The sequence below is a fragment of the Salinispora pacifica CNR114 genome (assembly GCF_000514775.1).
GTDB classification, from domain to species: Bacteria; Actinomycetota; Actinomycetes; order Mycobacteriales; family Micromonosporaceae; genus Micromonospora; species Micromonospora pacifica.
This window is the reverse complement of the sequence record NZ_AZWO01000008.1, coordinates 17,167-39,109: the sequence shown is the minus strand read 5'-3', so window position 1 is coordinate 39,109 and position 21,943 is coordinate 17,167. Positions and strand designations below refer to the sequence as shown.

Annotated in this window: 16 protein-coding genes; 8 read left to right on the top strand and 8 right to left on the bottom strand. The window is 71.7% G+C overall.

All coding sequences use genetic code 11. The features are described 5' to 3' along the window. Nucleotides 1-2 precede the first annotated feature (2 nt). Together B118_RS0106820 and mfd are read right to left on the bottom strand one after the other, a co-directional pair. Nucleotides 3-737 carry a hypothetical protein gene (locus B118_RS0106820; protein WP_018810743.1) on the bottom strand — a complete coding sequence of 245 codons (735 nt, stop codon included), beginning with the start codon at nucleotides 735-737 and terminating at the stop codon, nucleotides 3-5. A 79-nt stretch (nucleotides 738-816) separates the two neighbouring features. Beyond that, nucleotides 817-4,467, bottom strand: a complete 3,651-nt coding sequence (gene mfd, locus B118_RS0106815) for a transcription-repair coupling factor (RefSeq protein WP_018810742.1) — start codon at nucleotides 4,465-4,467, stop codon at nucleotides 817-819. A 237-nt stretch (nucleotides 4,468-4,704) separates the two neighbouring features. On the opposite strand from mfd, the gene ppc reads away from it, so the two are divergent. From ppc to B118_RS0106800, 3 genes are all read left to right on the top strand, one after another. Next, nucleotides 4,705-7,491: a phosphoenolpyruvate carboxylase gene (gene ppc, locus B118_RS0106810; RefSeq protein WP_018221109.1), complete on the top strand. Its 2,787-nt coding sequence runs from the start codon at nucleotides 4,705-4,707 to the stop codon at nucleotides 7,489-7,491. Between the two features lie 94 nt (nucleotides 7,492-7,585). Then, entirely contained in the window at nucleotides 7,586-8,794 is a 1,209-nt protein-coding gene (gene rmuC / locus B118_RS0106805) for a DNA recombination protein RmuC (RefSeq protein WP_018810741.1), read from the top strand. A gap of 130 nt (nucleotides 8,795-8,924) precedes the next feature. Continuing rightward, nucleotides 8,925-12,170, top strand: a complete 3,246-nt coding sequence (locus B118_RS0106800) for a S8 family serine peptidase (RefSeq protein ID WP_026270569.1) — start codon at nucleotides 8,925-8,927, stop codon at nucleotides 12,168-12,170. A gap of 72 nt (nucleotides 12,171-12,242) precedes the next feature. Here B118_RS0106800 and B118_RS0106795 read toward each other — a convergent pair whose 3' ends face one another. Beyond that, nucleotides 12,243-12,701, bottom strand: coding sequence for a hypothetical protein (locus tag B118_RS0106795; RefSeq protein WP_026270568.1), 459 nt, complete (start codon nucleotides 12,699-12,701; stop codon nucleotides 12,243-12,245). A 95-nt stretch (nucleotides 12,702-12,796) separates the two neighbouring features. Continuing rightward, on the bottom strand, nucleotides 12,797-13,780 hold the full coding sequence (locus tag B118_RS0106790) for a 4-hydroxy-3-methylbut-2-enyl diphosphate reductase (RefSeq protein WP_026185415.1): 984 nt from the start codon (nucleotides 13,778-13,780) through the stop codon (nucleotides 12,797-12,799). 73 nt (nucleotides 13,781-13,853) lie between these two features. Here B118_RS0106790 and xseA point away from each other — a divergent pair, with 73 nt between their 5' ends. Both xseA and B118_RS0106780 read left to right on the top strand, forming a co-directional pair. Beyond that, nucleotides 13,854-15,107: an exodeoxyribonuclease VII large subunit gene (xseA, locus tag B118_RS0106785; protein ID WP_080635150.1), complete on the top strand. Its 1,254-nt coding sequence runs from the start codon at nucleotides 13,854-13,856 to the stop codon at nucleotides 15,105-15,107. A 112-nt stretch (nucleotides 15,108-15,219) separates the two neighbouring features. Next, entirely contained in the window at nucleotides 15,220-15,432 is a 213-nt protein-coding gene (locus B118_RS0106780; RefSeq protein ID WP_018721170.1) for an exodeoxyribonuclease VII small subunit, read from the top strand. A gap of 40 nt (nucleotides 15,433-15,472) precedes the next feature. On the opposite strand, the gene B118_RS0106775 is transcribed toward B118_RS0106780, so the two are convergent. Continuing rightward, nucleotides 15,473-16,222, bottom strand: coding sequence for a DUF4245 domain-containing protein (locus B118_RS0106775; RefSeq protein WP_018810738.1), 750 nt, complete (start codon nucleotides 16,220-16,222; stop codon nucleotides 15,473-15,475). Between the two features lie 152 nt (nucleotides 16,223-16,374). Between B118_RS0106775 and glpX the strand changes: the two genes are divergently transcribed. Together glpX and B118_RS0106765 are read left to right on the top strand one after the other, a co-directional pair. After that, complete coding sequence (glpX, locus tag B118_RS0106770; RefSeq protein ID WP_018221118.1) at nucleotides 16,375-17,406, top strand: class II fructose-bisphosphatase; 1,032 nt, start codon at nucleotides 16,375-16,377, stop codon at nucleotides 17,404-17,406. A 3-nt stretch (nucleotides 17,407-17,409) separates the two neighbouring features. Further along, nucleotides 17,410-18,354 carry a DMT family transporter gene (locus B118_RS0106765; RefSeq protein ID WP_018810737.1) on the top strand — a complete coding sequence of 315 codons (945 nt, stop codon included), beginning with the start codon at nucleotides 17,410-17,412 and terminating at the stop codon, nucleotides 18,352-18,354. On the opposite strand, the gene B118_RS0106760 is transcribed toward B118_RS0106765, so the two are convergent. Then, nucleotides 18,351-19,301 (bottom strand): NAD-dependent epimerase/dehydratase family protein, encoded by a 951-nt coding sequence (locus B118_RS0106760; protein ID WP_028192546.1) that lies wholly within the window; start codon nucleotides 19,299-19,301, stop codon nucleotides 18,351-18,353. The genes B118_RS0106765 and B118_RS0106760 overlap by 4 nt on opposite strands. 133 nt (nucleotides 19,302-19,434) lie before the next feature. On the opposite strand from B118_RS0106760, the gene B118_RS0106755 reads away from it, so the two are divergent. Further along, nucleotides 19,435-20,127 carry a TetR/AcrR family transcriptional regulator gene (locus B118_RS0106755; protein WP_028192545.1) on the top strand — a complete coding sequence of 231 codons (693 nt, stop codon included), beginning with the start codon at nucleotides 19,435-19,437 and terminating at the stop codon, nucleotides 20,125-20,127. Between the two features lie 16 nt (nucleotides 20,128-20,143). Here the strand turns inward: B118_RS0106755 and B118_RS0106750 are convergent, their stop codons facing one another. Next, nucleotides 20,144-21,112 (bottom strand): NAD(P)/FAD-dependent oxidoreductase, encoded by a 969-nt coding sequence (locus tag B118_RS0106750; RefSeq protein ID WP_018221122.1) that lies wholly within the window; start codon nucleotides 21,110-21,112, stop codon nucleotides 20,144-20,146. A 108-nt stretch (nucleotides 21,113-21,220) separates the two neighbouring features. Beyond that, a complete protein-coding gene (locus tag B118_RS0106745) occupies nucleotides 21,221-21,874 on the bottom strand; it encodes a rhomboid family intramembrane serine protease (RefSeq protein ID WP_018221123.1) in 654 nt (217 codons plus the stop codon). Nucleotides 21,875-21,943 lie beyond the last annotated feature (69 nt).

Sequence of the window (21,943 nt, the reverse complement as noted above, 5' to 3'; positions counted from 1 at the left end):
GCTCAGGCCGGCTGCTGCGCCCCGGTCGGCGGCTCCGGGCTGGAGACGTCGGTGACCGCGTCCGAACCGGGCTCACCCAGGGGCACGCTGACCGCAGCGACCTCGGAAGAGAAGTTAAGGATCGGGAACTCCAGCGGCCGGTAGCGGGGATTGACCGTGACACCGTGCTCCCCGGCAGCCTCAGCAAGTGCCCGGCGACTCACCAGCGCGTTGCGCAGCTGGGGGACGTCGAGTTGACCGGCGATCTCGGCATCCGGAGTGTCCGGAGAAATCACTCCGGCCGCCCGCCCTGCGGCGATCACCTCCGCGAGCTCCTGCTCGGTCGGCGCGGCCGGCTCGCCCACCGGCAGCCCGGAGAGGCAGGTGTGGAGGGCGGCCAACTGCTGCACATACTCCGACTCCGGGGGGAGTCCGAGCTGGCCGGCGAGCTGGACCGGCTCCATCCGCCCCCGCGGCTGGTAGCCCTGATCAGCGGAGACCTGGTCACACACCTGACCCAGTACCAACTCGCCGACGACCTGAGACCGGGGCGGCAGCTCCGGGGCCGGTCCACCGAGCTCGGGCGCCTCCGTCGCGGCGCGGCTGTCCCGCAGCTCGTCGAGGATGCTGTCCACGGTGTCCTCGGTGATCTGCTGGTCACCCACGTACGCGGCGACACCCGGCTCGGTACGGCATCCGGTGAGGGCGACGAGGCCGACCACCAGGCTGGCGGCGGCGACAAGACGGCGAGCACGCATAGCGGCAACTCTCTCACGCCGGCGGCGCCGGAACGGACGCCCCCCACGACCCGCAGCTGCCGGCTGGAGCTGCGCCCGCTCACCGCCCGCCGTGCGCTGTGGAGGTGGCGGCACCGGCCGGCTCCCGGGGCGGGCCGAGCACGTCGGCGAGGAGCTGCCCACACCACTCCAGCAGCGCCTGGTCGCGCAGCGGCTCGCCGCCGACCCGCCGGGTGCTCGGCCGGGGCACACTGACCTGTTCCAGCGCCTGCTTGTAGACCGCGTCCGGGTGGTAGCGCTTGAGCCGCAGCTGCTTCGAGTCCGGTAGCGGCAACGGGCCGTACCGGATGTTGCGACCCTGCATGCTGACGTCGGTGAGCCCGTACCGGCGGGCGAGCAGCCGGAACCGGGCCACCGCCACCAGGTTCTGCACCGGGGCGGGCGGCTCGCCGTAGCGGTCGGTCAGTTCGGCGACCACCGCGCGCAGCCGCTCCTCGTCCCGGGCCTCGGCGAGCTTGCGGTACATCTCCAGGCGCAGCCGCTCCACCCCGACGTAGTCGTGCGGCAGGTGGGCATCCACCGGCAGATCGACCTTGATCTCCGGTTCCTCCTCCGGGCGTTCCCCCTTGAAGGCCTGCACCGCCTCCCCGACCATCCGCACGTACAGGTCGAAGCCGACGCCCTCGATGTGGCCGGACTGCTCGCCGCCGAGCAGGTTGCCGGCGCCCCGGATCTCCAGATCCTTCATCGCCACGTACATGCCGGCACCCAGCTCGGTGTGCTGGGCGATGGTCGCCAACCGCTCGTGGGCGTGCTCGGTGAGCGGCTTGTCCGACGGATAGAGGAAGTACGCGTACGCCCGCTCCCGGCCCCGGCCGACCCGGCCCCGGATCTGGTGCAGCTGGGCCAGACCGAGCAGGTCGGCCCGCTCGACGATCAGGGTGTTGGCGTTCGGGATGTCGATGCCGGACTCGACGATCGTGGTGCAGACCAGGACGTCGAACTCCTTCTCCCAGAAGCCGACCATGACCCGCTCCAGGGCCTCCTCACCCAGCTGGCCGTGCGCCACCGCGACCCGCGCCTCGGGCACCAGCTCCCGCAGCCGCCGCGCCGCCCGCTCGATCGACTCCACCCGGTTGTGCAGGTAGAAGACCTGGCCGTCCCGGAGCAGCTCACGGTGGACGGCGGCGGCCACCTGCCGCTCGTCGTACGCCCCGACCGCGGTGAGTACCGGGTGCCGCTCCTCCGGTGGGGTGGCGATGGTGGACATCTCCCGAATGCCGGTGATCGCCATCTCCAGGGTCCGGGGAATCGGCGTGGCTGACATGCTCAGCACGTCAACCGAGGCCCGCACGGACTTCAGGTGCTCCTTGTGCTCGACGCCGAAGCGCTGCTCCTCGTCCACGATGACCAGCCCCAGGGAGCGGAACCGGGCGGACGCCTGAAGCAGCCGGTGGGTACCGATGACGATGTCGGCGGTGCCGGCGCCGGCCATCTCCAGGGTCTGCTCGGCCTCCTTCGGTGTCTGGAACCGGGACAGCTGGCGAATCGTCACCGGGAACTGACTCATCCGGTCGGCGAAGGTGTTGTAGTGCTGCTGCACCAGGAGGGTGGTGGGCACCAGCACCGCCACCTGCCGACCGTCCTGGATCGCCTTGAACGCCGCCCGGACGGCGATCTCGGTCTTGCCGTAGCCGACATCGCCACAGATCAGCCGGTCCATCGGGACGGTCTGTTCCATGTCCCGCTTGACCTCTTCGATCGCGGCGAGCTGGTCCGGCGTCTCCTGCCAGGGGAAGGCGTCCTCCAGTTCCCGCTGCCACGGGGTGTCCGGGCCGAACGGGTGCCCCCTGGACGCCTTGCGGGCGGCGTAGAGCTGGATCAGCTGCGCGGCGATCTCCCGGACCGCCTTGCGGGCCCGGGCCTTCGACTTCTGCCAGTCCGAGCCGCCCATCTTGTGCAGGGCCGGCTGCTCACCGCCGACGTACCGGGAGAGCTGGTCGAGCTGGTCGGTGGGGACGAAGAGCCGGTCGCCCGGCTGGCCCCGCTTGCTCGGGGCGTACTCGATGACCAGGTACTCCCGGCTGGCCCCGTTGACGGTGCGCTGCACCAACTCGACGTACCGGCCGATGCCGTGCTGCTCGTGCACCACGTGATCGCCGGCCCGCAGCTCCAACGGGTCGATGGTGTTGCGCCGCCGACTCGGCAGCTTGCGCATGTCCCGGGTCGACGCGCCCCGGCCGCCGGTGACGTCGTCCCCGGTGAGCAGGACGAAGCGGGGTACCTCGGCGACGAAGCCACCGGTCAGTGACCCACAGCTGACCAGGATCTGGCCGGGCGCCGGCGCCGAGGTCACCTCGTCCACCAGGCGGGCGCCGAGCCCGGCGTCGTGCAGCACCTCGACGGCCCGCTGGGCCGGGCCGTGCCCGGCGAAGACCAACGCGACCGACCAGCCCTCGCCGGCCCAACGCTTCAGTTCGTCCACCACCCGCGCCGTCTCGCCGTGGTAGAGCGGCGCGGGCTGGGCCGCGACCGTCACCGCGATCGCGTCGTCGGGGGTGACGTCGACCCCGTCCGGCTCGTCCTCCCACGGCTGGCGGGCGAGGGCCGGCTCGGCCAGCCCGAACGGGGAGATCGTCCACCACGGCTGCCGCAGCTCGCGGGCCCGCGCGCGGACGTCGGCGAGCGTCCGGAAGGCGGCCGCGCCGAGGTCGATCGGGGCGGCGCCGCCGACCGCGGCCGCGGCCCAGCTCGCCTGGAGGAACTCCGCCGAGGTACGCACCAGGTCGTGCGCCCGGGTACGAATCCGCTCCGGGTCGCAGAGCAGCACGTGGGTCCCCGCGGCCATGGTGTCCAGCAGCAGCTCCATCGAGTCGGCGCCGATCAGCGCCGGAGCGAGCGACTCCATTCCCTCGACCGGAATGCCCTCGGCCAGCTGATCGAGGATCTCCACCAGCTCCGGGTGCTCCGCCGCCAGCACGGCGGCCCGCTTCCGGACGGCCGGGGTGAGCAGCAGCTCCCGGCAGGGTGGGGCCCAGAGTTGGTCCACCTGCTCGATGGTGCGCTGGTCGGCCACGGCGAAGGTACGAATCTCCTCCACCTCGTCGCCCCAGAACTCGACCCGGGACGGATGTTCGTCGGTGGGTGGGAAGACATCGAGAATTCCGCCACGCACCGCGAACTCACCGCGTTTGGTGACCAGGTCCACCCGCGCGTACGCCATGTCGGTGAGCCGGCGCGCCACCTCTTCGAGGTCCGCTTCGTCACCGGCGGACAGTCGCACCGGCTCCAGGTCCCCCAGCCCCTTGAGCTGGGGTTGCAGCAGGGATCGGACGGGAGCGACGACCACCCGCAGCGGGCCACTGCGCCCCTGTGCGTCGGTCGCGTCGGGGTGGGCGAGACGACGGAGCACCGCCAGCCGGCGGCCCACGGTGTCGGAGCGCGGCGAGAGCCGCTCGTGCGGCAACGTCTCCCAGGACGGAAAGACCGCCACCTGGTCGGTGGGGAGCAGGCTGCCCAGCGCGGCGGCGAGGTCGTCCGCCTCCCGGGTGGTGGCGGTGATCGCCAGCACCGGGCGCCCCGCGCCCCCCACCGGCTCGTCGGCGGCCACGGCGGCGACCGCGAACGGACGCAGCGCCGGCGGTGCGGTCAGGTCGAGCCCGTCGACCTGGGCCGCGCCGGATCGTGCCAGGTCCCGGGCCCGAACCAGGGCCGGGTCGGCGAGGGCGGCGGCGAAGAGTCCGGTGAGCATGTGATCACTTCCACGGCGACGGCACGACGAGCGCCCCTCGTCCGGCCGGACGAGGGGTTGACCCGTTGACCCTATCGCTCCGGGGGCGGGTCAACAGCCACGTGACGCGTCTCCAGCGGACCGAAAGCGGCTCGCCGAGAGTTAACAGGGACACCCCGTGGGCTCCGCCCGGTTCCCGCGGTTACCATCCTGGGAGTCGGACAGCGCTGTCCTTCGTACTCACGTAAGGAGCGCATTGTGACCGACCAGCACGACCACGACGGCCCCGACGCCGCACTGCGCGCCGACATCCGCCGCCTCGGCACCCTGCTCGGCCAGACCCTCGCCCGGCAGGAGGGGCGGCCCCTGCTCGACCTGGTCGAGGAGATCCGCGCCCAGGTTCGCACCGACGCCCCGGCCGCCGCGCAGCGGCTCGCTGGGCTGGATGTCGCCACCGGTACCCGGCTGGCCCGCGCCTTCTCCACCTACTTCCACCTGGCCAACATCACCGAACAGGTCCATCGCGCCCGGGATCTGCGGCGTCGTCGGGCCGTTCGGGGCGGCTGGCTGGACCAGACCGCCAAGATGATCGCCGAGCGCGGCGTTCCCGCCGAGGAGATCGCGGCGGCGGCGCGGCGGCTGGCCATCCGCCCGGTCTTCACCGCCCACCCCACCGAGGCCGCCCGCCGCTCCATCCTGTCCAAGCTGCGCGCGATCGCCGACGAGTTGGACACCGAGACCACCAACGCGGTCCTCTACGGCGCCAGCGACGAGGGACCGGCCAACCGCCGCCTCGCCGAGCTCCTCGACCTGATGTGGCAGACCGACGAGCTGCGGCTCGACCGGCCGGACCCGACCGACGAGGCGCGCAACGCCATCTACTACCTACGCGACCTCTACGCCGAGGCGGCGCCCCAGGTGCTCGACGACCTCGCCGACACGCTGCGCACCCTCGGGGTGGAGACCTCACCCACCGCCCGGCCCCTCACCTTCGGCACCTGGATCGGGGGGGACCGGGACGGCAACCCGTTCGTCACGCCGGCGGTGACCCGGGAGGTCCTGGTCATCGCACACGAGCACGGCCTGGCCGCCACCGAGAAGGCGATGGACCAACTGATCAAGGAGGTCTCCGTCTCCCGGCGGTTGCGCGGGGTCTCGCTGGACCTCTCCGCGAGCCTCGCCGCCGACCTGGACGCGCTGCCCGAGGTCGCGCCCCGGTTCCGTCGGGTGAACGCCGAGGAGCCGTACCGGCTCAAGGCCCGGTGTGTGAAGTCGAAGCTCGCCAACACCCGGCAGCGGCTACGCCAGGGCACGCCGCACCTGCCGGGACGGGACTACCGCGGCTCGGGTGAGCTGATCGCCGACCTGGAGCTGCTGCGCGCCTCGCTGGCCCGCAACTCCGGCCAGCTCACCGCCGTGGGCCGACTCGCCTCGACCATCCGTACGGTCTCCGCCTTCGGCCTGCACCTCGCCACGATGGACGTCCGCGAACACGCGGAGAAGCACCACGAGGTGTTGACCCAGCTCTTCGGTGCGGTGGGCGAGGTGTCTGACTACCCGGCACTGAGCCGACTGGAGCGCACCAAGCTCCTCGCCGACGAGTTGGCCGGCCGCCGCCCGCTGTCCACAGTCGACACTCCACTGACCGAGTCGGCCCGCCGGACCTTCGATGTCTTCGGCACCATCCGGGAGGCCCAGGACCGGTTCGGCACCGAGGTGATCGAGTCGTACATCATCTCGATGACCCTCGGCGTCGACGATGTCCTCGCCGCCGTGGTGTTGGCCCGCGAGGCGGGGCTGGTGGACGTGCACAGCAGCCGGGCCCGGATCGGCTTCGTGCCGCTGTTGGAGACCCCCGCCGAGTTGAACGCCGGCGGTGACCTGCTGGACGAGTTGCTCTCGCTGCCCGCCTACCGGGCCCTGGTCACCGCCCGCGGCGACGTCCAGGAAGTGATGCTCGGCTACTCCGACTCCAACAAGGAAGCCGGCATCACCACCAGTCAGTGGTCCATTCACCGGGCGCAGCGCGCGCTGCGGGACGTGGCCGCCCGGCACGGCGTGCAGCTGCGGCTCTTCCACGGCCGGGGTGGCACCGTCGGCCGGGGTGGCGGGCCGACGCACGACGCGATCCTGGCCCAGCCGTACGGGACCCTCGACGGCGAGATCAAGGTGACCGAGCAGGGCGAGGTGATCTCCGACAAGTACAGCCTGCCGGCGCTGGCCCGGGAGAATCTGGAGCTGACCGTCGCCGCGGTGCTCCAATCGACGCTGCTGCACACCACGCCCCGGCAGCCGGCCGAGATGCTGGAACGCTGGGACGCGACGATGGACGTGGTGAGTGCGGCGGCCTACCGCTCGTACCGGGACCTGGTCGAGGATCCGGACCTGCCGGCGTACTTCTGGGCGTCCACCCCGACCGAGCTGCTCGGCGCGTTGAACATCGGCTCCCGACCGGCGAAGCGACCAAACACGGGTGCTGGGCTCACCGGCCTGCGGGCCATCCCGTGGGTGTTCGGCTGGACCCAGACCCGACAGATCGTCCCCGGCTGGTTCGGCGTCGGCTCCGGGCTGGCGGCGGCCCGCGCCGCCGGCCACGGGGACGTGCTCGCCGAGATGCACCGCAGTTGGCACTTCTTCCGGACGTTCCTGTCGAACGTGGAGATGATGCTGACCAAGACCGACCTGACCATCGCCCGCCGGTACGTGGAGACGCTGGTACCGAAGAAGCTGCACCCGATCTTCCACAAGATCGAGCAGGAGTACGAGCTGACCCGGCGGGAGGTGCTCGCCGTGACCGCCTCCCCGGAGCTGTTGGAGAACGCCCCGGTGCTCCAGCGCACGCTGGCGGTACGCGACACCTACCTGGAACCGCTGCACCACCTCCAGGTGGCGTTACTGCGGCAGTACCGGGACTCGGGCGCGCCGGGCCGGGCGGTGGTGACGGCACCGGGCAGCCGGCGGGCGCCCAGCGACGGCACCGCCCTGGAGCGCGCCCTGCTCACCACGGTCAACGGCATCGCCGCTGGCATGCGCAACACCGGCTGAACACCGCGGGCGGGCCGCTTCGCCGGCTCGCGGTGGAGGCGGGTGGGCACCACCTTCGATCTGCCCGGGGCCGCCTCGGTCGTACCCGTTTGGGATGCTCGGTGACATGGAGTTTCCGACGCTGGCCGTGGTGCTCGGCTGCCTCGCGGCGGGCGGCGTGGTGGGGTGGTTCGCCGCCCGGGCCCGCTCCGCCACCGAGCTGGCCCGGCTGGAGGCCACGCTGGCCGCCGCGCGGGCGGGCGAGGGTCGACTGGAGCAGTCCCTGCGGACGTTGGGTTACGAGGCGACCGCGCAGTCCCAGGAGGCGGTGGCCCGGGCGGTGGCCCCCCTACACGACACGCTGCACCGCTACGAGCAGCGGGTAGCCGAGTTGGAGCGGGACCGGGTTGACGCCTACGCCGAGCTGCGCGAGCAGGTACGCGCCATGAGCACGGTCTCCGGTGAGCTGCGCACCGAGACCAAACAGCTCGTCGCGGCACTGCGTGCACCGCAGGTCCGGGGGCGGTGGGGCGAGCACCAGCTGCGCCGCATCGTCGAGGCGGCCGGCATGCTGGAACACTGCGACTTCGCCGAGCAGGTGACGGCCGCGACCGATCAGCAGACGGTCCGCCCCGACCTGGTGGTTCGCCTGCACGGGGGGCGGTCGGTGGTGGTGGACGCGAAGGCGCCCTTCGAGGCGTACCTGACCGCGATGGAGGCCCGCGACGAACGGGGACGCGACGCACACCTGGACGCGCACGCGAAACACCTGCGGGCCCACGTGGACGCGCTGGCCGCGAAAGCGTATTGGACCGCCTTCGACCCGGCACCGGAGTTCGTGGTGCTCTTCGTGCCGGCCGACCCGTTCCTCGACGTCGCCCTACAGCGCGACCCGACCCTGCTGGAGCACGCCTTCACCCGCAACGTGGTGCTGGCCACCCCGGCGACCCTCGTCGCGTTGCTGCGTACGGTCGCCTATGCGTGGCGGCAGGCGGCGCTGGCCAGCAACGCGGTGGCGGTGCACTCGCTCGCCCGGGAACTCCACAGCCGGCTCGCCACGCTCGGCGAGCACGTGGGCCGACTGGGGTCCGCGCTCGGTGGGGCGGTGACGGCGTACAACCGGGCGGTCGGTTCGCTGGAGTCGCGGGTGCTGGTCAGCGCCCGCAAACTCGCCGAGTTGGGCGTCTCCGACGAGGAGTTGGCGCCACCGGCGCAGGTGGAGCTCGCTCCCCGCCAGCCGCAGGCGCCGGAGCTGCTGGATTTCACTCCAAACCGGACACCAGAGCACTCCACCATGGAGGGGAAAGACGCCGAATCGGCGTGACAGCGGCAAACCTGCATGTCACGAGATGGTCACAACGCCTCCATCGATAGTGACAATGGGCATCGATAGCCGAAGGATTTCGCTCACCTGCGCCCTGGAACTGAGGGCCCTGTTCTCCGGAGGAGAGAACGTGAGCAAACCCCGAAAGCTGAGCCGGCGCACCTCCGCCGGACTCTTCGCCTCGGTCATGGCCGCCAGCGCCGTGACCGTCGCGGGCGGCGCCACCACCGCGAGCGCCGCACCCGACACGCCGTCCACCCCCGTCGAGGTGTTGGGTTCGCACGACGCCAAACTCCTGGCCGAGGCGGAAGCGACGAAGGCCGAGACCGTCACCCTGATCGTCGCGACCGAGCAGGACGAGGCGAAAGAGGTCGCCGCCGACCTGACCGAGCTCGGTGCGGCCGTCACGGACAAATACGACACCATCGGCTACGTCCTGGCCACCGTCCCGACCAGCAAGGTGATCAAGGCCGCCACCCTGCCCGGGGTCGCCGCGGTCGACCTGGACGAGACGATCCAGCTCGCCGACCCGCGGCCGGTGACCAGCGGCCGGCAGGCCGCCAAGCAGGGCAGCACCCTCAGCGGTCCCGGTGATGACACCCGCGCGGACAACCCCTACCTGCCGGCCGGCGAGACCGGCGCCGTCAAGTTCGTCGACCAGAACCCCGAGTGGGACGGCCGGGGAATCACCATCGGCATCATGGACTCCGGAGTGGACCTGGACCACCCGGCGCTCCAGCACACCACCACGGGCGACCGAAAGATCGTCGACTGGGTCACCGCCACGCACCCGTTCGAGGATGCCACCTGGCGCCCGATGATCACCGAGGTCACCGGCCCGTCGTTCGAGTCGGCCGGCGGGACCTGGACGGCACCGGCGGGCAGCTACCGCTTCAACGTCTTCCGGGAAGAGATCACCGCGGGCAGCGAGGTGGACGGTGACGTCAACCGCGACGGCGACACCACCGACCAGTGGGGCGTGCTCTACGACCCCGCCACGAACGACATCCTGATCGACGTTGACCTCGACGGAGACTTCACCGACGAGACCGTCATGCGTCCGTACCAGGAGAAGTTCGACATCGGGCACTTCGGCACGGACAACCCGGCGACCACCGTCCGCGAGCAGCTGCCCTTCGTGGTCGAGTTCCGGGAGGACGTCGACACCACCCCGGTCGGCGGCCCCGGCCTGGTCGACTACGTCAACATCGGCATCGTCTCGGACGCCCACGGCAGTCACGTCGCCGGCATCACCGCCGCCAACGACATGTTCGGCAACGAGGCCTTCGACGGGGCCGCGCCCGGCGCCCAGATCGTCTCGTCCCGCGCCTGCTCCTGGGGCGGTGGCTGCACCTACTCGGCGCTCACCAGCGGCATGGCCGACCTGGTCATCAACCGGGGTGTCGACGTGGTCAACATGTCGATCGGTGGTCTGCCGGCGCTCAACGACGGCGACAACGCCCGCGCCGAGCTGTACAACAACCTCATCACCACCTACGGCGTCCAGCTCATCATCTCCGCCGGCAACTCCGGCCCCGGCCTGAACACCATCGGCGACCCGTCGGTCGCCCAGCACGTCATCAGCGTCGCGGCCAGCGTCAGCAAGGACACCTGGCTGGCCAACTACGGCTCGGTGGTGCGGACCAAGAACGCGCTGTTCAACTTCTCGTCCCGCGGCCCACGCGAAGACGGCGGCGCCAAGCCGAACGTCGCCGCACCCGGCGCGGCGATCTCCACCATCCCGCTCTGGCAGGCGGGCAGCCCGGTCCCCGAGGCCGGCTACTCGCTGCCGCCGGGCTACGGGATGTTCAACGGCACCTCGATGGCCTCTCCCCAGGCCGCCGGCGCCACCGCGCTGTTGCTCTCGGCCGCCCGGGCGACCGACCGCGGGGTCACCCCGCAGATGCTGCGCCGCGCGCTGTACAGCTCGGCGCAGCCGATCAAGGACGTGCCCACGTACGGCCAGGGCTACGGCATGGTGCACGTGTCGAAGGCGTGGAAGCTGCTGCGCAAGGGTGTGCAGACCCGCTCGTACACCTCGGTCGCGCCGGTCTGCACCGTCCTCTCCGACCAGTTGGGGACACCGCACCGCGGTACCGGCGTCTACAACCGGTGCCCCGCCGGTGAGGGGGGTCACCGGATCGACCAGAAGAAGACCTACCGGGTCAAGATCACCCGTACCAGCGGGCCGACCGGCACCGTCAAGCACAACATCGCGCTGCGCGGCAATGACGGCACCTTCCAGGCACCGAAGTCCGTCGCGTTGCCGCTGAACCGGACCGTCACCGTCCCCGTCGTCGCCCGGCCGGACGCGGGCGCGCACGGTGCGATCATGACGGTGGATGACCCGGCGACCAACACGATCGACTTCGAGGTCTCCCTCGTCGTCGTGGCCAGCACCGACACCCGCAAGCCGGACTTCTCCCTCGCCGCCGAAGGCTCGGTCGACCGGAACGGCTTCGAGTCCTACTTCGTGACCGTTCCGCCGGGTACCGAGGCGCTCCAGCTGAACCTCGGCGGCATCGCCACCGGCTCGCAGACCCGGTTCATCGCCATCAACCCGTACGGCGTACCGACGGAGAGCACCTCCAGCCGAGTCTGCTTCACCAACTACTCCGACCCCGCCATCTGCAACCCGCAGGAGCGGGACTACCAGAACCCGCTCCCCGGTGTCTGGCAGATCGAGGTGGAGTCGCGTCGCACCTCGCCGTCGCTGAACAACCCGTACCAGCTGACGGCGCGGATCCAGGGCGTGGCGTTCGAGCCGGCCGTGGTCGACCTACCGGCGGTTGACGCCGGTGCGCCGACCCCGGTCGAGTGGAGCCTGACCAACACCTATGGCCCGGTCACCATCACCGGCCAGGGTGGCCCGCTCGCCAGCGTCCACACCGACCGCCCGACCATCGCCGAGGACGCCGCGCAGGAGTTCCACGTGGAGGTGCCGGCCGACGCAGCCGAGTTCGTGGCCCGGATCGGCAACCCGGCGAACGCCGGAGCCGACCTGGACCTGTACGTCTACCGGGGCACCGAGCTGCTCGGCTCTTCTGCGGACGGTGACTCGGAGGAGGCGGTGACGCTGTCGAACCCGGGTCCGGGCACCTACCGGATCGTGGTCGAGGGGTACTCGGTGGACGGCCTCGGTGGCAGCACGGCCTACGACTACCGGGACTCCTTCTCCGCCCCGGCGCTCGGCACCCTGTCGGCACCGGCAACCTCCCTCACCCTGGGGCACGGCGACACCGACGCCTTCGGCGGCACGGTGACCGCCCTGGCTGGCCCGGCCGCTGGTCGGGAGCTGCAGGGTGAGCTGACCGTGGTGACGGCGGAGGGGGCGGTCGTCGGCCGTGGCACCGTCGCCATCGGCTCGGTGAACTGACCCGTACCCGAAACCAGTAGGAGCCCGTCCCCGGTGACCCGGGGGCGGGCTCCGTCGGTTTCGGCGGGCGGGTCAGCCCTGCCGAGAGGCCGTCTCCACCAGGAAGGGGATGCCCTGCTGGCAGATGGTCACCAGGTCCGGCTGGATCTTCCCGGTCACCAGCACCGACGCGCCGGGGGTCAATACCGCACGGGGCCCACCCACCAGCAGATACCCATCCAGCAGCAGACATCCGGGCTCCACCCCGGCCTGCACGGTGCCGGTAAGGGTGGCGGCGCCGACCGGCGGCGGCTTACTCGGACCCGCCGGCGCCTTCGGGGTACGCGTCGGCACGGAGGCCGGCGTCGACCTCGGGGCGGCCGGGGTGGCGGACTCGCTGTCGGCGGCCGCTGGTTCCGGATCGGTGGGGGTCGTCACGGGCGTCGCTCCCATCTCGGTCGGGGGGTCAGCACCCGCGCCCTGGCCGCTGCCGCAGGCACTGAGCGCCAGGCAGACGGCCAACGCCGGGGTGGCGAGCCAAGGGCTTCTCATACAGTTTCGGACGCTCCGGCCCATGGGTTCGTTCCCGTCCCGCCGCTGCCGCCACCCCTGCCCGGGCCCCGTCCGTCGAAGCGGGTCCCCACCGCTCAACCGCGGGCCGCCGCCGCCCGCATGTCCCGCTTCAGCTCCTGCGGCAGCGAGAAGGTCAACCGCTCGTCCGCGGTCACCACCTCCTCGACATCCGTGAAGCCCCGCGCCGCGAGGTGCACGAGAACCTCCTGGACGAGCTCCTCGGGGACGCTGGCCCCCGAGGTCAGGCCGACCGTGCGGGCGCCCCCGAGCCACGCGTCGTCGATCTCGTGGGCGAAGTCGACGAGGTGGCCGGCCCGCGCACCCGCGTCCAGGGCCACCTCGACCAGCCGCACCGAGTTCGACGAGTTCGTGGAGCCGACCACGATCATGACGTCGCAGTCCGAGGCGATCTGCTTGACCACGTGCTGCCGGTTGCTGGTGGCGTAGCAGATGTCGTCGCTCGGCGGCGACTGGAGCAGCGGCAGCCGCTTCTTCAGCCGGGCCACCGTCTCCAGCGTCTCGTCCACCGACAGGGTGGTCTGCGACAGCCACACCACCTTGTTCGGATCCCGGACGGTGACCCGCTCGGCGTCCTGCGGACCATCGACGAGCTGGATGTGCTCGGGCGCCTCGCCAGCGGTGCCGATGACCTCCTCATGCCCCTCGTGACCGATCAGCAGGATGTCGTAGTCCTCGGCGGCGAACCGCTTCGCCTCCTGGTGCACCTTGGTGACCAACGGGCAGGTCGCGTCGATCGCCTTCAGCGAGCGGCTCCGCGCCTGTTCGTGGACCTCGGGGGCGACGCCGTGCGCGGAGAAGACCACGGTCGCGCCCTCCGGCACCTCCTCGTTCTCCTCCACGAAGATGGCGCCCTTGGCCTCCAGGGTCCGCACCACGTGCTGGTTGTGCACGATCTGCTTACGGACGTAGATCGGCGCGCCGTAGAGCTTGAGCGCCTCCTCCACGGTCTGCACCGCCCGGTCGACGCCCGCGCAGTAACCGCGCGGCTTCGCCAGGATCACCCGCTTACCGGTCCGGGTCGCTTCAGCCTCACTCACCCGCCCATCGTACGTGCCGACCCACCACCCGCCAGCGGCTGCGACCCGCCCGGACGGTCCGTAGGGTGAGCGGGTGAGTTCGGATGGCGGGGTTACCCGCAGCACACCCGAGGAGCCATGGCCGGTCCGGGTGGTCAGCCAGAAGATCAGCGCCTGGATCGCCCGGCTCGGCTGGGTGTGGGTGGACGGGCAGGTCGCGCAGGTCAGTCGCCGGCCCGGCGCGAGCACGGTGTTTCTCACCCTCCGGGACCCCTCGGCCGACCTCAGCCTGACCGTGACCACGAACCGCGACGTGCTTGACTCCGGCGCACCGCAGCTTCGCGAGGGCGCTCGGGTGGTGCTGCACGCCAAGCCCGACTTCTATGCCGCCCGGGGCACGTTGAGCCTGCGCGCCGACGAGATCAGACAGGTGGGGCTGGGCGAGTTGCTGGCCCGGCTGGAGAAGCTCAAGAAGCTGCTGGCCGCCGAGGGGCTCTTCGACCCCCGACGCAAGCGACGCCCGCCCTTTCTCCCGCACCGGATCGGGCTGATCACCGGCCGGGCCAGCGCCGCCGAGCGGGACGTGCGTACCAACGCCCGCCGACGCTGGCCGGCGGTGGCGTTCCGCACGGTCAACGTGGCCGTGCAGGGGCCGTCGGCCGTGCCGCAGATCGTGGACGCGCTACGGGTGTTGGACGCCGACCCGACCATCGAGGTGATCGTGATCGCCCGGGGCGGCGGCAGCATCGAGGACCTGCTGCCCTTCTCCGACGAGGCGCTGTGCCGGGCGGTGTTCGCCGCCCGTACCCCGGTGGTCAGCGCCATCGGCCACGAGACCGACGCGCCGCTGCTCGACTACGTCGCGGACATCCGCGCCTCCACCCCGACCGACGCGGCCAAGCGGGTCGTCCCGGACCTCACCGAGGAGGTACGCCTGATCGGGCAGGCCCGGTCCCGACTCGAACGCGCGGTGCGCAACCTGGTTGACCGCGAGGCACACCGGCTGGAGCTGCTGCGATCCCGGCCGGTGCTGGCCCGGCCAGAGGTGATGATCGAGCAGCGGGCCACCGACGTCGCCGGGCTGCGCCATCGGGCCGCCCGCTGTCTCGCCCACCGGTTGACCGCCGCCGAGGAGGGCCTTCGGCACACCCGGGCCCGGCTCCGGGCCCTCTCCCCGGCCGCCACCCTCGACCGGGGGTACGCGATCGTGCGGCGCGCCGACGGCACCGTCGTCCGCACGGTCTCCGAGGTCGCCGTCGGGGACCCGGTGCGGGTCCGGCTCGGCGACGGGGAACTGGCGGCGACCATCGACGCCGGGTCGCACCACCCGGAGGCCCAACGGCGGTAGCGGTTCCTCCGCCGATCCGGCCGAACCCGGGTACCGGCGTCGGGGCGGGCACCGGCGGCGCCCGGGCACGGCGGGGAAAGCCCGGACGGGTAGATGTGGTGGGATGTGCACGATGACCGAGGAGACGAAGGACGAGCGGCTCAGCTACGAGCAGGCCCGCGCCGAGTTGGCGTCGGTGGTCGAACGGCTGGAGGCCGGCGGCACCACGCTGGAGGAGTCACTGGCCCTCTGGGAGCGCGGTGAGCAGCTGACCGGGGTCTGCCAGGCCTGGCTGGACGGCGCCCGGGCCCGCCTGGACGCCGCCCGACAGGAACCGACCGACTGACGCCGCCCCGCCCCGCTGCCCCGGTTGACTCGGGTCGGGTTCAGCCCAACGCCCCGGCCAGCTCCCGTAGCTCGGTGTCTCGGGCATCGCCGACCACGATCACTGTGCGGTCCGGTTCGAGGAGCACGAACGCCTGCTCGTTGCCGCGGGCCGTGTACCGCTGCCAGGTGCGTCCCGCGAGATCGGTCCGGCCCTGGGGCTGCCCCTGATCGGTCAGCTCGGTGGGGAGCAACTGCTCCGGCGGCACGCTGCTCTGCACGATCTGCGCCCCCCGCCCCTCCGGGGTCAGGTAGCCCAGGCGCAGCGTCGACCCGCCCTCGACGGTCCGGAAGTCGGCCCGGACGGTGCGCCATCCCGCGTCCAGCCCCTGTGGCTGGCTGACCGGAAAGGCCGCCGCCGCCTGCGCCGAATCCAACGCGGGCGCCGGGTCGACGACGGTTGCCTGGTCTCCCCCGAGGAAGCCTCGGTAGAAGGCGAGCAGCAGGGCGATCGGGACCAGCAGCACGAGGAGCGAGATGGCCATGTCCTTCGGCGAACGCTCCGAACGGGTGGTGTCCGCCGCAGCGGGCGGTGCCGACGACTCGCCGGCCTCCCGCGCAGCGCTGGTCTCCCCGACGCCGGTGGTCTCGGTCGGGCCGCTGGCTGCCGCCGGGCCGGTGGCGGGCTCGACCAACGCCGGCTCCTCGGCGGTCGCGGGCGCGGCCGGGCCGGGGGGCGCCGGATCGACCGGCGAAAGCTCCGGCGCGGTCTGGTCGGCAGGGACGCGGTCGGCGGGCTGTGCGGGTTCCACCCCGCTATCTTCGCAGCCACCCGATCAGACGTGACCAAGCCATCACCGCCCCACCACCACGCAGTGTCGCCGATCATGTGAGGATCAGCGACAAAGCCGGCAGCGACCCACGCCTGCCGGGCCACCCCGCACCGTCGCGAGGAGGAGCCGTCATGACGAACACCACGACGCGGACCCCACAGAATCTCGATCGCAACCTCGCCCTCGACCTGGTCCGGGTGACCGAGGCCGCGGCGATGGCCGCCGGCCGGTGGGTCGGCCGGGGCGACAAGGAGGGCGGGGACGGCGCCGCCGTCAACGCGATGCGCAAGTTGATCAACTCGATTCCGATGCGCGGAATCGTGGTGATCGGCGAGGGCGAGAAGGACAACGCGCCGATGCTCTTCAACGGCGAGGAGGTCGGCGACGGGACGGGGCCGGAGGTTGACGTCGCGGTCGACCCGATCGACGGCACCACCCTGATGAGCAAGGGCATGCCGAACGCCCTGGCGGTGCTGGCGGTCGCCGAGCGCGGGGCGATGTTCGACCCGAGCGCCGTCTTCTACATGGAGAAGCTCGCCGTCGGCCCGGCCTACGCCGACGTGGTGGACATCAACGCCGGCGTGGCCGAGAACATCCGACGTATCGCCAGGGTCAAGGGCACCGACGCCGCCGAGGTGACTGTCTGTGTGCTGGACCGGTCCCGGCACGACGAGCTGGTGGACCAGGTCCGCCGCACCGGCGCGGGCATCCGCTTCATCTCCGACGGTGACATCGCCGGCGCGATCGCCGCCACTCGTGAGGAGTCCGACGTCGACGTGCTCATGGGCATCGGCGGCACCCCCGAAGGGATCACCGCGGCCTGCGCCCTGAAGTGCATGGGCGGCGCCCTTCAGGCCAAGCTCTGGCCCCGCGACGAGCAGGAGCGGGAGAAGGCCGTCGCCGCCGGCCACGACCTCGACCGGGTGCTCGGTACCGACGACCTCGTGACCGGCGACAACTGCTTCTTCGTCGCTACCGGAGTCACCTCCGGTGACCTGCTCCGTGGTGTCCGGTACCGGGCCGGTGGGGCGTACACGCAGTCGATCGTGATGCGCTCGAAGAGCGGCACGATTCGCATGATCGACTCCTATCACCGACTGGAGAAGCTGGCGCTGTACTCCGCCGTGGACTTCGACGGCCGCCCCCTCGCCGAGCAGGAGTAGGCGTTGCCGGGGGCGCTACACCGGCCGTCCCCGGCCCGCCGGCTGGTCGGGGTGGTGCTCGCGACCATTGCCGGCGTCGCCGTCGCCGTGCAATCCCGGGTCAACGGCGAGTTGGGCGTACGCCTGGCCGACGGGGTCGCCGCGGCGGTCATCTCGTTCGGTCTGGGCCTGCTGGTCCTGCTGGTACTGGTGCCGGCGACGCCCGGCGGTCGGCGCGGGCTGGCCGCCCTGCGCGCCGCGCTGACCGCCGGCAGGCTGCGCCCGTGGCAGTGCCTCGGCGGGCTCTGCGGGGCGTTCCTCGTGGCGACGCAGGGCCTCACGGTCGGCACCCTCGGCGTCGCCGTCTTCACCGTGGCGGTGGTCGCCGGCCAATCCGCCAGCAGTCTCCTCGTGGACCGGGCCGGCATCGGCCCGAGCGGACGCCAGCCGGTTACCGGTCGGCGCCTGTTCGGGGCGGCGCTCACCGTGCTCGCGGTCGGGCTGGCCGTCGGCGGGCGGCTCAACGATCCGACCGCGCTGGCGCTGGCGGTGCTGCCGCTGCTCGCGGGGATCGCGGTGGCCTGGCAGCAGGCCGTCAACGGGCTGGTCGGCCGGGCGGCCGGCAGCCCGTTGACCGCGACGCTGGTCAATTTCACGGTAGGCCTCGTCGCCCTGTTGGCGGTCTTCGCGGTCGACATCGCGGTACGCGGGCTACCCGCTGGTTCACCGCCGGCCGAGCCGTGGCTCTACCTGGGTGGGCCGATCGGGATCACCTTCATCGCGATCGCCGCCGCTGTCGTCGAGTTCACCGGGGTGCTGCTGCTCGGCCTGGCCACGATCGCCGGCCAGGTGGTCGGCGCCGTCCTGCTGGACGTGCTCCTGCCGACCGCGGCTTCCCGCCCCGACGCCACCACCCTGCTCGGCGCGGCACTGACCCTGGTCGCTGTCCTGATCGCCGCCCGGCGTTAGGAGCTGCGCTTCGCCGAGCTGACACCGGGGTCCCGGCGCAGCGCGCGGAGGGTCTCGGCGAGGGCCTCTTCGAGCGCGGTCGGCTCGATCCCGAGGGCCTGTTGGGTGGCCGAGGAGTCCAACACGTACGGGCGATCGAACTGGTATGTCGTCTCCCGCAGCTCCCGGAGTAACGGGTTGACCAGGCCGCCCAGCCAGAGCACCGGGTAGGGCAGGCGGGTCAACCGGGGCCTGGGTGCGCCGGCCAGCGCAGCGGCGCGGGTGGCCAACTCCCGCATGCTGAGCGCGCGCGGGCTCGGCACGTGCCAGGCCCGTCCCCAGGCATCCGGGGTGGTGGCGGCGGCGACCACGGTACGGGCCACGTCGCCGACGTAGGTGATGGCGTGCGGGACGTCGAAGTCGACCGGCAGGACCACTCGGCGGCCGGCCAGTACGTTCGGCAGGATCCGGGTGGTGATCGAGTTGGTCCGGTATCCGAGGTAGTCCGAGCCACGGACCTCGGTCGTCCGGGCCCGGCCCGCCTCGTGGGCGGCCAGCGCCCCGGCCCACATCTGGTTGCGCACCCGCCCCTTGACGCCGGTCGCGGCCAGCGGGGTGGCCTCGGTCATCGGCCCGTCCGTCGGGCCGTACCCAAAGAGGTTGCCGATCGTGGCAAGCACCGCACCGGTCCGCTCGGCGGTGGCGAGCAGGGCGGTTGCCAGTGGCGGCCAGTCGACAGCCCACCGGTGAAGCGCGGGGTTGGCACAGTTGTAGAGGGCGGCGGCGCCGGACGCCAGGCGGGTCAGGCCGGCGACGTCGGTGGCATCGGCGGCGACGAGTTCGATGGCCGGATGCTCGGGGCCGGCACCGCGGCGGCTGACCAGCCGGACCTGCTCCCCCTGCCGAGCGAGGAGGTCGGCGGTCGCGGTGCCGACCGGGCCAGCACCGACGATCACGTGAATCGACATCAGAGCTCACCTTCCGAATCAGGGGATCACTTCGAGAGCAGTGCTCACTAGGGAGTGTGTCGGTAGTTGCCGAACCCGTCAAGAGCACTGCTCTCGAATTGGATCAGCGCCCTACGCATGACAGGGTGAGGAGATGGTCGCCAACTCACTCCGGGCCCGGGTCCGAGCCGAAATGATCGACGAGATCAAGGCCGCGGCGCGCCGCCATCTGGCCACCGACGGCGCCAACCTGTCGCTGCGGGCGGTCGCCCGCGACCTGGGCATGGCCTCCTCGGCGATCTACCGCTACTTCCCCAGCCGGGACGACCTGCTCACCACGCTCATCCTGGAGGCGTACATGGCCCTGGGCGACGCGGTCGAGGCAGCAGACGCTGCCGTGGACCGCGACGACCTGCGCGGACGATGGTTCGCCGGGTGTCGGGCTGCCCGGGCCTGGGCCCTCGCCAACCCCGCCGAGTACGCGCTGCTCTACGGCAGCCCGGTACCCGGCTACACGGCGCCCGACGACACAGTCGAGCCGGCTCTGCGCCCACCAATGACCCTGATCGGCATCGCCCGCGATGGACTTGCCGCCGGACAGCTCACCCCACCCCCCACCGACGACCTACCCCAACCCGTCCGAGCCGACCTCACCGACATCGCGGCGAGCCTCGTCCCGGGGATGCCGGCAGCGCTGCTCGCCCGGGGGATGGCGGGGTGGACCCAGCTCTTCGGGCTGATCAGCTTCGAGCTCTTCGGCCGGATCAAGGGTGGCCTGCCGCACCGCGACGACTACTTCGACCACCAGATCGCGTTGATGGCCGACCTCGTCGGCCTACCCCGATAAGCCGGTCGCCGAAGCGTCAGGTCCCGTCGGAGGAGTGCCCGGGGAACAGGTGCGCCGCCGGATCGAGCACCACGGCCACGTTATTCACCGCGGTCGCGGCCTCACCGAAGCCGGTGGCGATCAGGCGAACCTTACCCGGGTACTCGGTGATATCCCCGGCGGCGAAGACCCGCGGCAGGTTGGTCGCCATGGTGCTGTCAACCACGAGATGCCGGCGGTCCAGGCGCAGGCCCCACTCCGCCAGCGGGCCGAGGTCGGCGGTGAAGCCGAGCGCCGCGACGACGGTGTCGACCGGCAACAGCTCCGCCGCGCCACCCCGGACAGTGACCTCGGCACCGGTCACCGCGCCGCCCCCGTGCAGCATCGTCACCTCCGCGTTCACCACCACCCGCACCGGCAGGGCGCGGACCCGGGCGACGGTGGCGGCGTGCGCTCGGAACTTCTCCCGGCGATGCACGAGGGTCACCGAACGGGCCAGCGGCTGGAGGGTTGACGCCCAGTCGAAGGCGGAGTCCCCACCACCGACGATCAGCACGTCCTGACCGGTGAGGTCCGCCGGTTGCGGCACGAAGTAGATGATTCCGGTGCCGACGAAGCCCTCCGCGACGGGCAACGGGCGGGGTGTGAAGCTGCCCAGCCCGCCGGTGATCACTACCGCGCCGCAGCGGAGCTGCTCACCCCCGGCCAGGCCGAGCACCGGCTGGCCATCGGCGTACGACAGCTTCTCCGCCCGCGTGCCGAGCAGGTAACGCGGGTCGAACGGGGCGGCCTGGGCAACCAGGTTGGCCACCAGATCCCGGCCCTTGATGGATGGGAAGCCGGCGACGTCGTGAATCAACTTCTCCGGGTACATCGCCGTGATCTGGCCACCGGGCTCGGGCAACGCGTCCACCACCGCCACCGAGAGCCCGCGGAAGCCGGCGTAGTACGCCGCGAAGAGGCCGGCGGGCCCGGCCCCGATCACCGCGACATCGACCTCGTGCATGGGCGTACCGTCGCTTTCCGCTCCCGGCTCAACCGACGCTGATCCTGACGGTAGAGGTGCCGGAGCCGCCGGGCAAGGATGTCCGACAGTCCGTCGTCGCCGCTCCGGTCAGCCGAAGATGCGGGTCGAGTCGGAGTAGTGCGAACCACCCAGGCCCGGTCGACGCCGCCGGAAGACGATCGCGGCGACCACCCCGCCCAGCAGCCCGAAGAGGTGCCCCTGCCAGGAGATCCGCTCGTCGGTGGGGAGAATGCCGACGAGTTGCCAGCCGTAGAGGAGGCCGACCAGGAGAACAACCGCGAAGTTCCACCAGCTCCGCTCGACGATGCCCCGGGTGAGCAGGATGCCGAGGTAGCCGAAGATGACGCCGCTCGCGCCGACCACGACGGAGTTCGGGGCTCCGGTGAACCAGACGCCGAGCCCGCTGACCAAAATGATGATCAGCGTGGACCAGAGGAAGCGACGCGCACCCGCCGCGAGCACGAAGGTGCCGAGCAGGATCAGCGGGACGCTGTTGCTGTAAAGGTGATCAAAGCCATGATGCAGGAACGGTGAGAAGAAGACGCCATCCAGGCCGTCGAGGCGCTGCGGGATGATGCCGGCCGCCGGGTCGAGCCCGAATGCCAGCCCCTGGTCAATGGCCTCGACGAGGAACAGGAACGGCACCACCGCGCACATGGCGACGAAGGCCCGACCGATCGCGGCGTAGAACGCCTCGGTGCCGAACCGGTGCCGGTCACCGCCCTCCGATAGCAGGCTCACCCGTCAACAGCTATCAGGTAGCGGCGACCGCCGCCACCTGGGCCGGTGTCAAGTTTGGCCGGACGAGAC

Bases quoted from the DNA above. Each gene is read 5' to 3' on its own strand.
- B118_RS0106820 (WP_018810743.1), bottom strand. From the start codon at position 737: ATGCGTGCTCGCCGTCTTGTCGCCGCCGCCAGCCTGGTGGTCGGCCTC.
- mfd (WP_018810742.1), bottom strand. From the start codon at position 4,467: ATGCTCACCGGACTCTTCGCCGCCGCCCTCGCCGACCCGGCCCTGGTT.
- rmuC (WP_018810741.1), top strand. From the start codon at position 7,586: ATGCTCGGTGACATGGAGTTTCCGACGCTGGCCGTGGTGCTCGGCTGC.
- B118_RS0106795 (WP_026270568.1), bottom strand. From the start codon at position 12,701: ATGAGAAGCCCTTGGCTCGCCACCCCGGCGTTGGCCGTCTGCCTGGCG.
- B118_RS0106780 (WP_018721170.1), top strand. From the start codon at position 15,220: ATGACCGAGGAGACGAAGGACGAGCGGCTCAGCTACGAGCAGGCCCGC.
- glpX (WP_018221118.1), top strand. From the start codon at position 16,375: ATGACGAACACCACGACGCGGACCCCACAGAATCTCGATCGCAACCTC.
- B118_RS0106760 (WP_028192546.1), bottom strand. From the start codon at position 19,301: ATGTCGATTCACGTGATCGTCGGTGCTGGCCCGGTCGGCACCGCGACC.
- B118_RS0106755 (WP_028192545.1), top strand. From the start codon at position 19,435: ATGGTCGCCAACTCACTCCGGGCCCGGGTCCGAGCCGAAATGATCGAC.
- B118_RS0106750 (WP_018221122.1), bottom strand. From the start codon at position 21,112: ATGCACGAGGTCGATGTCGCGGTGATCGGGGCCGGGCCCGCCGGCCTC.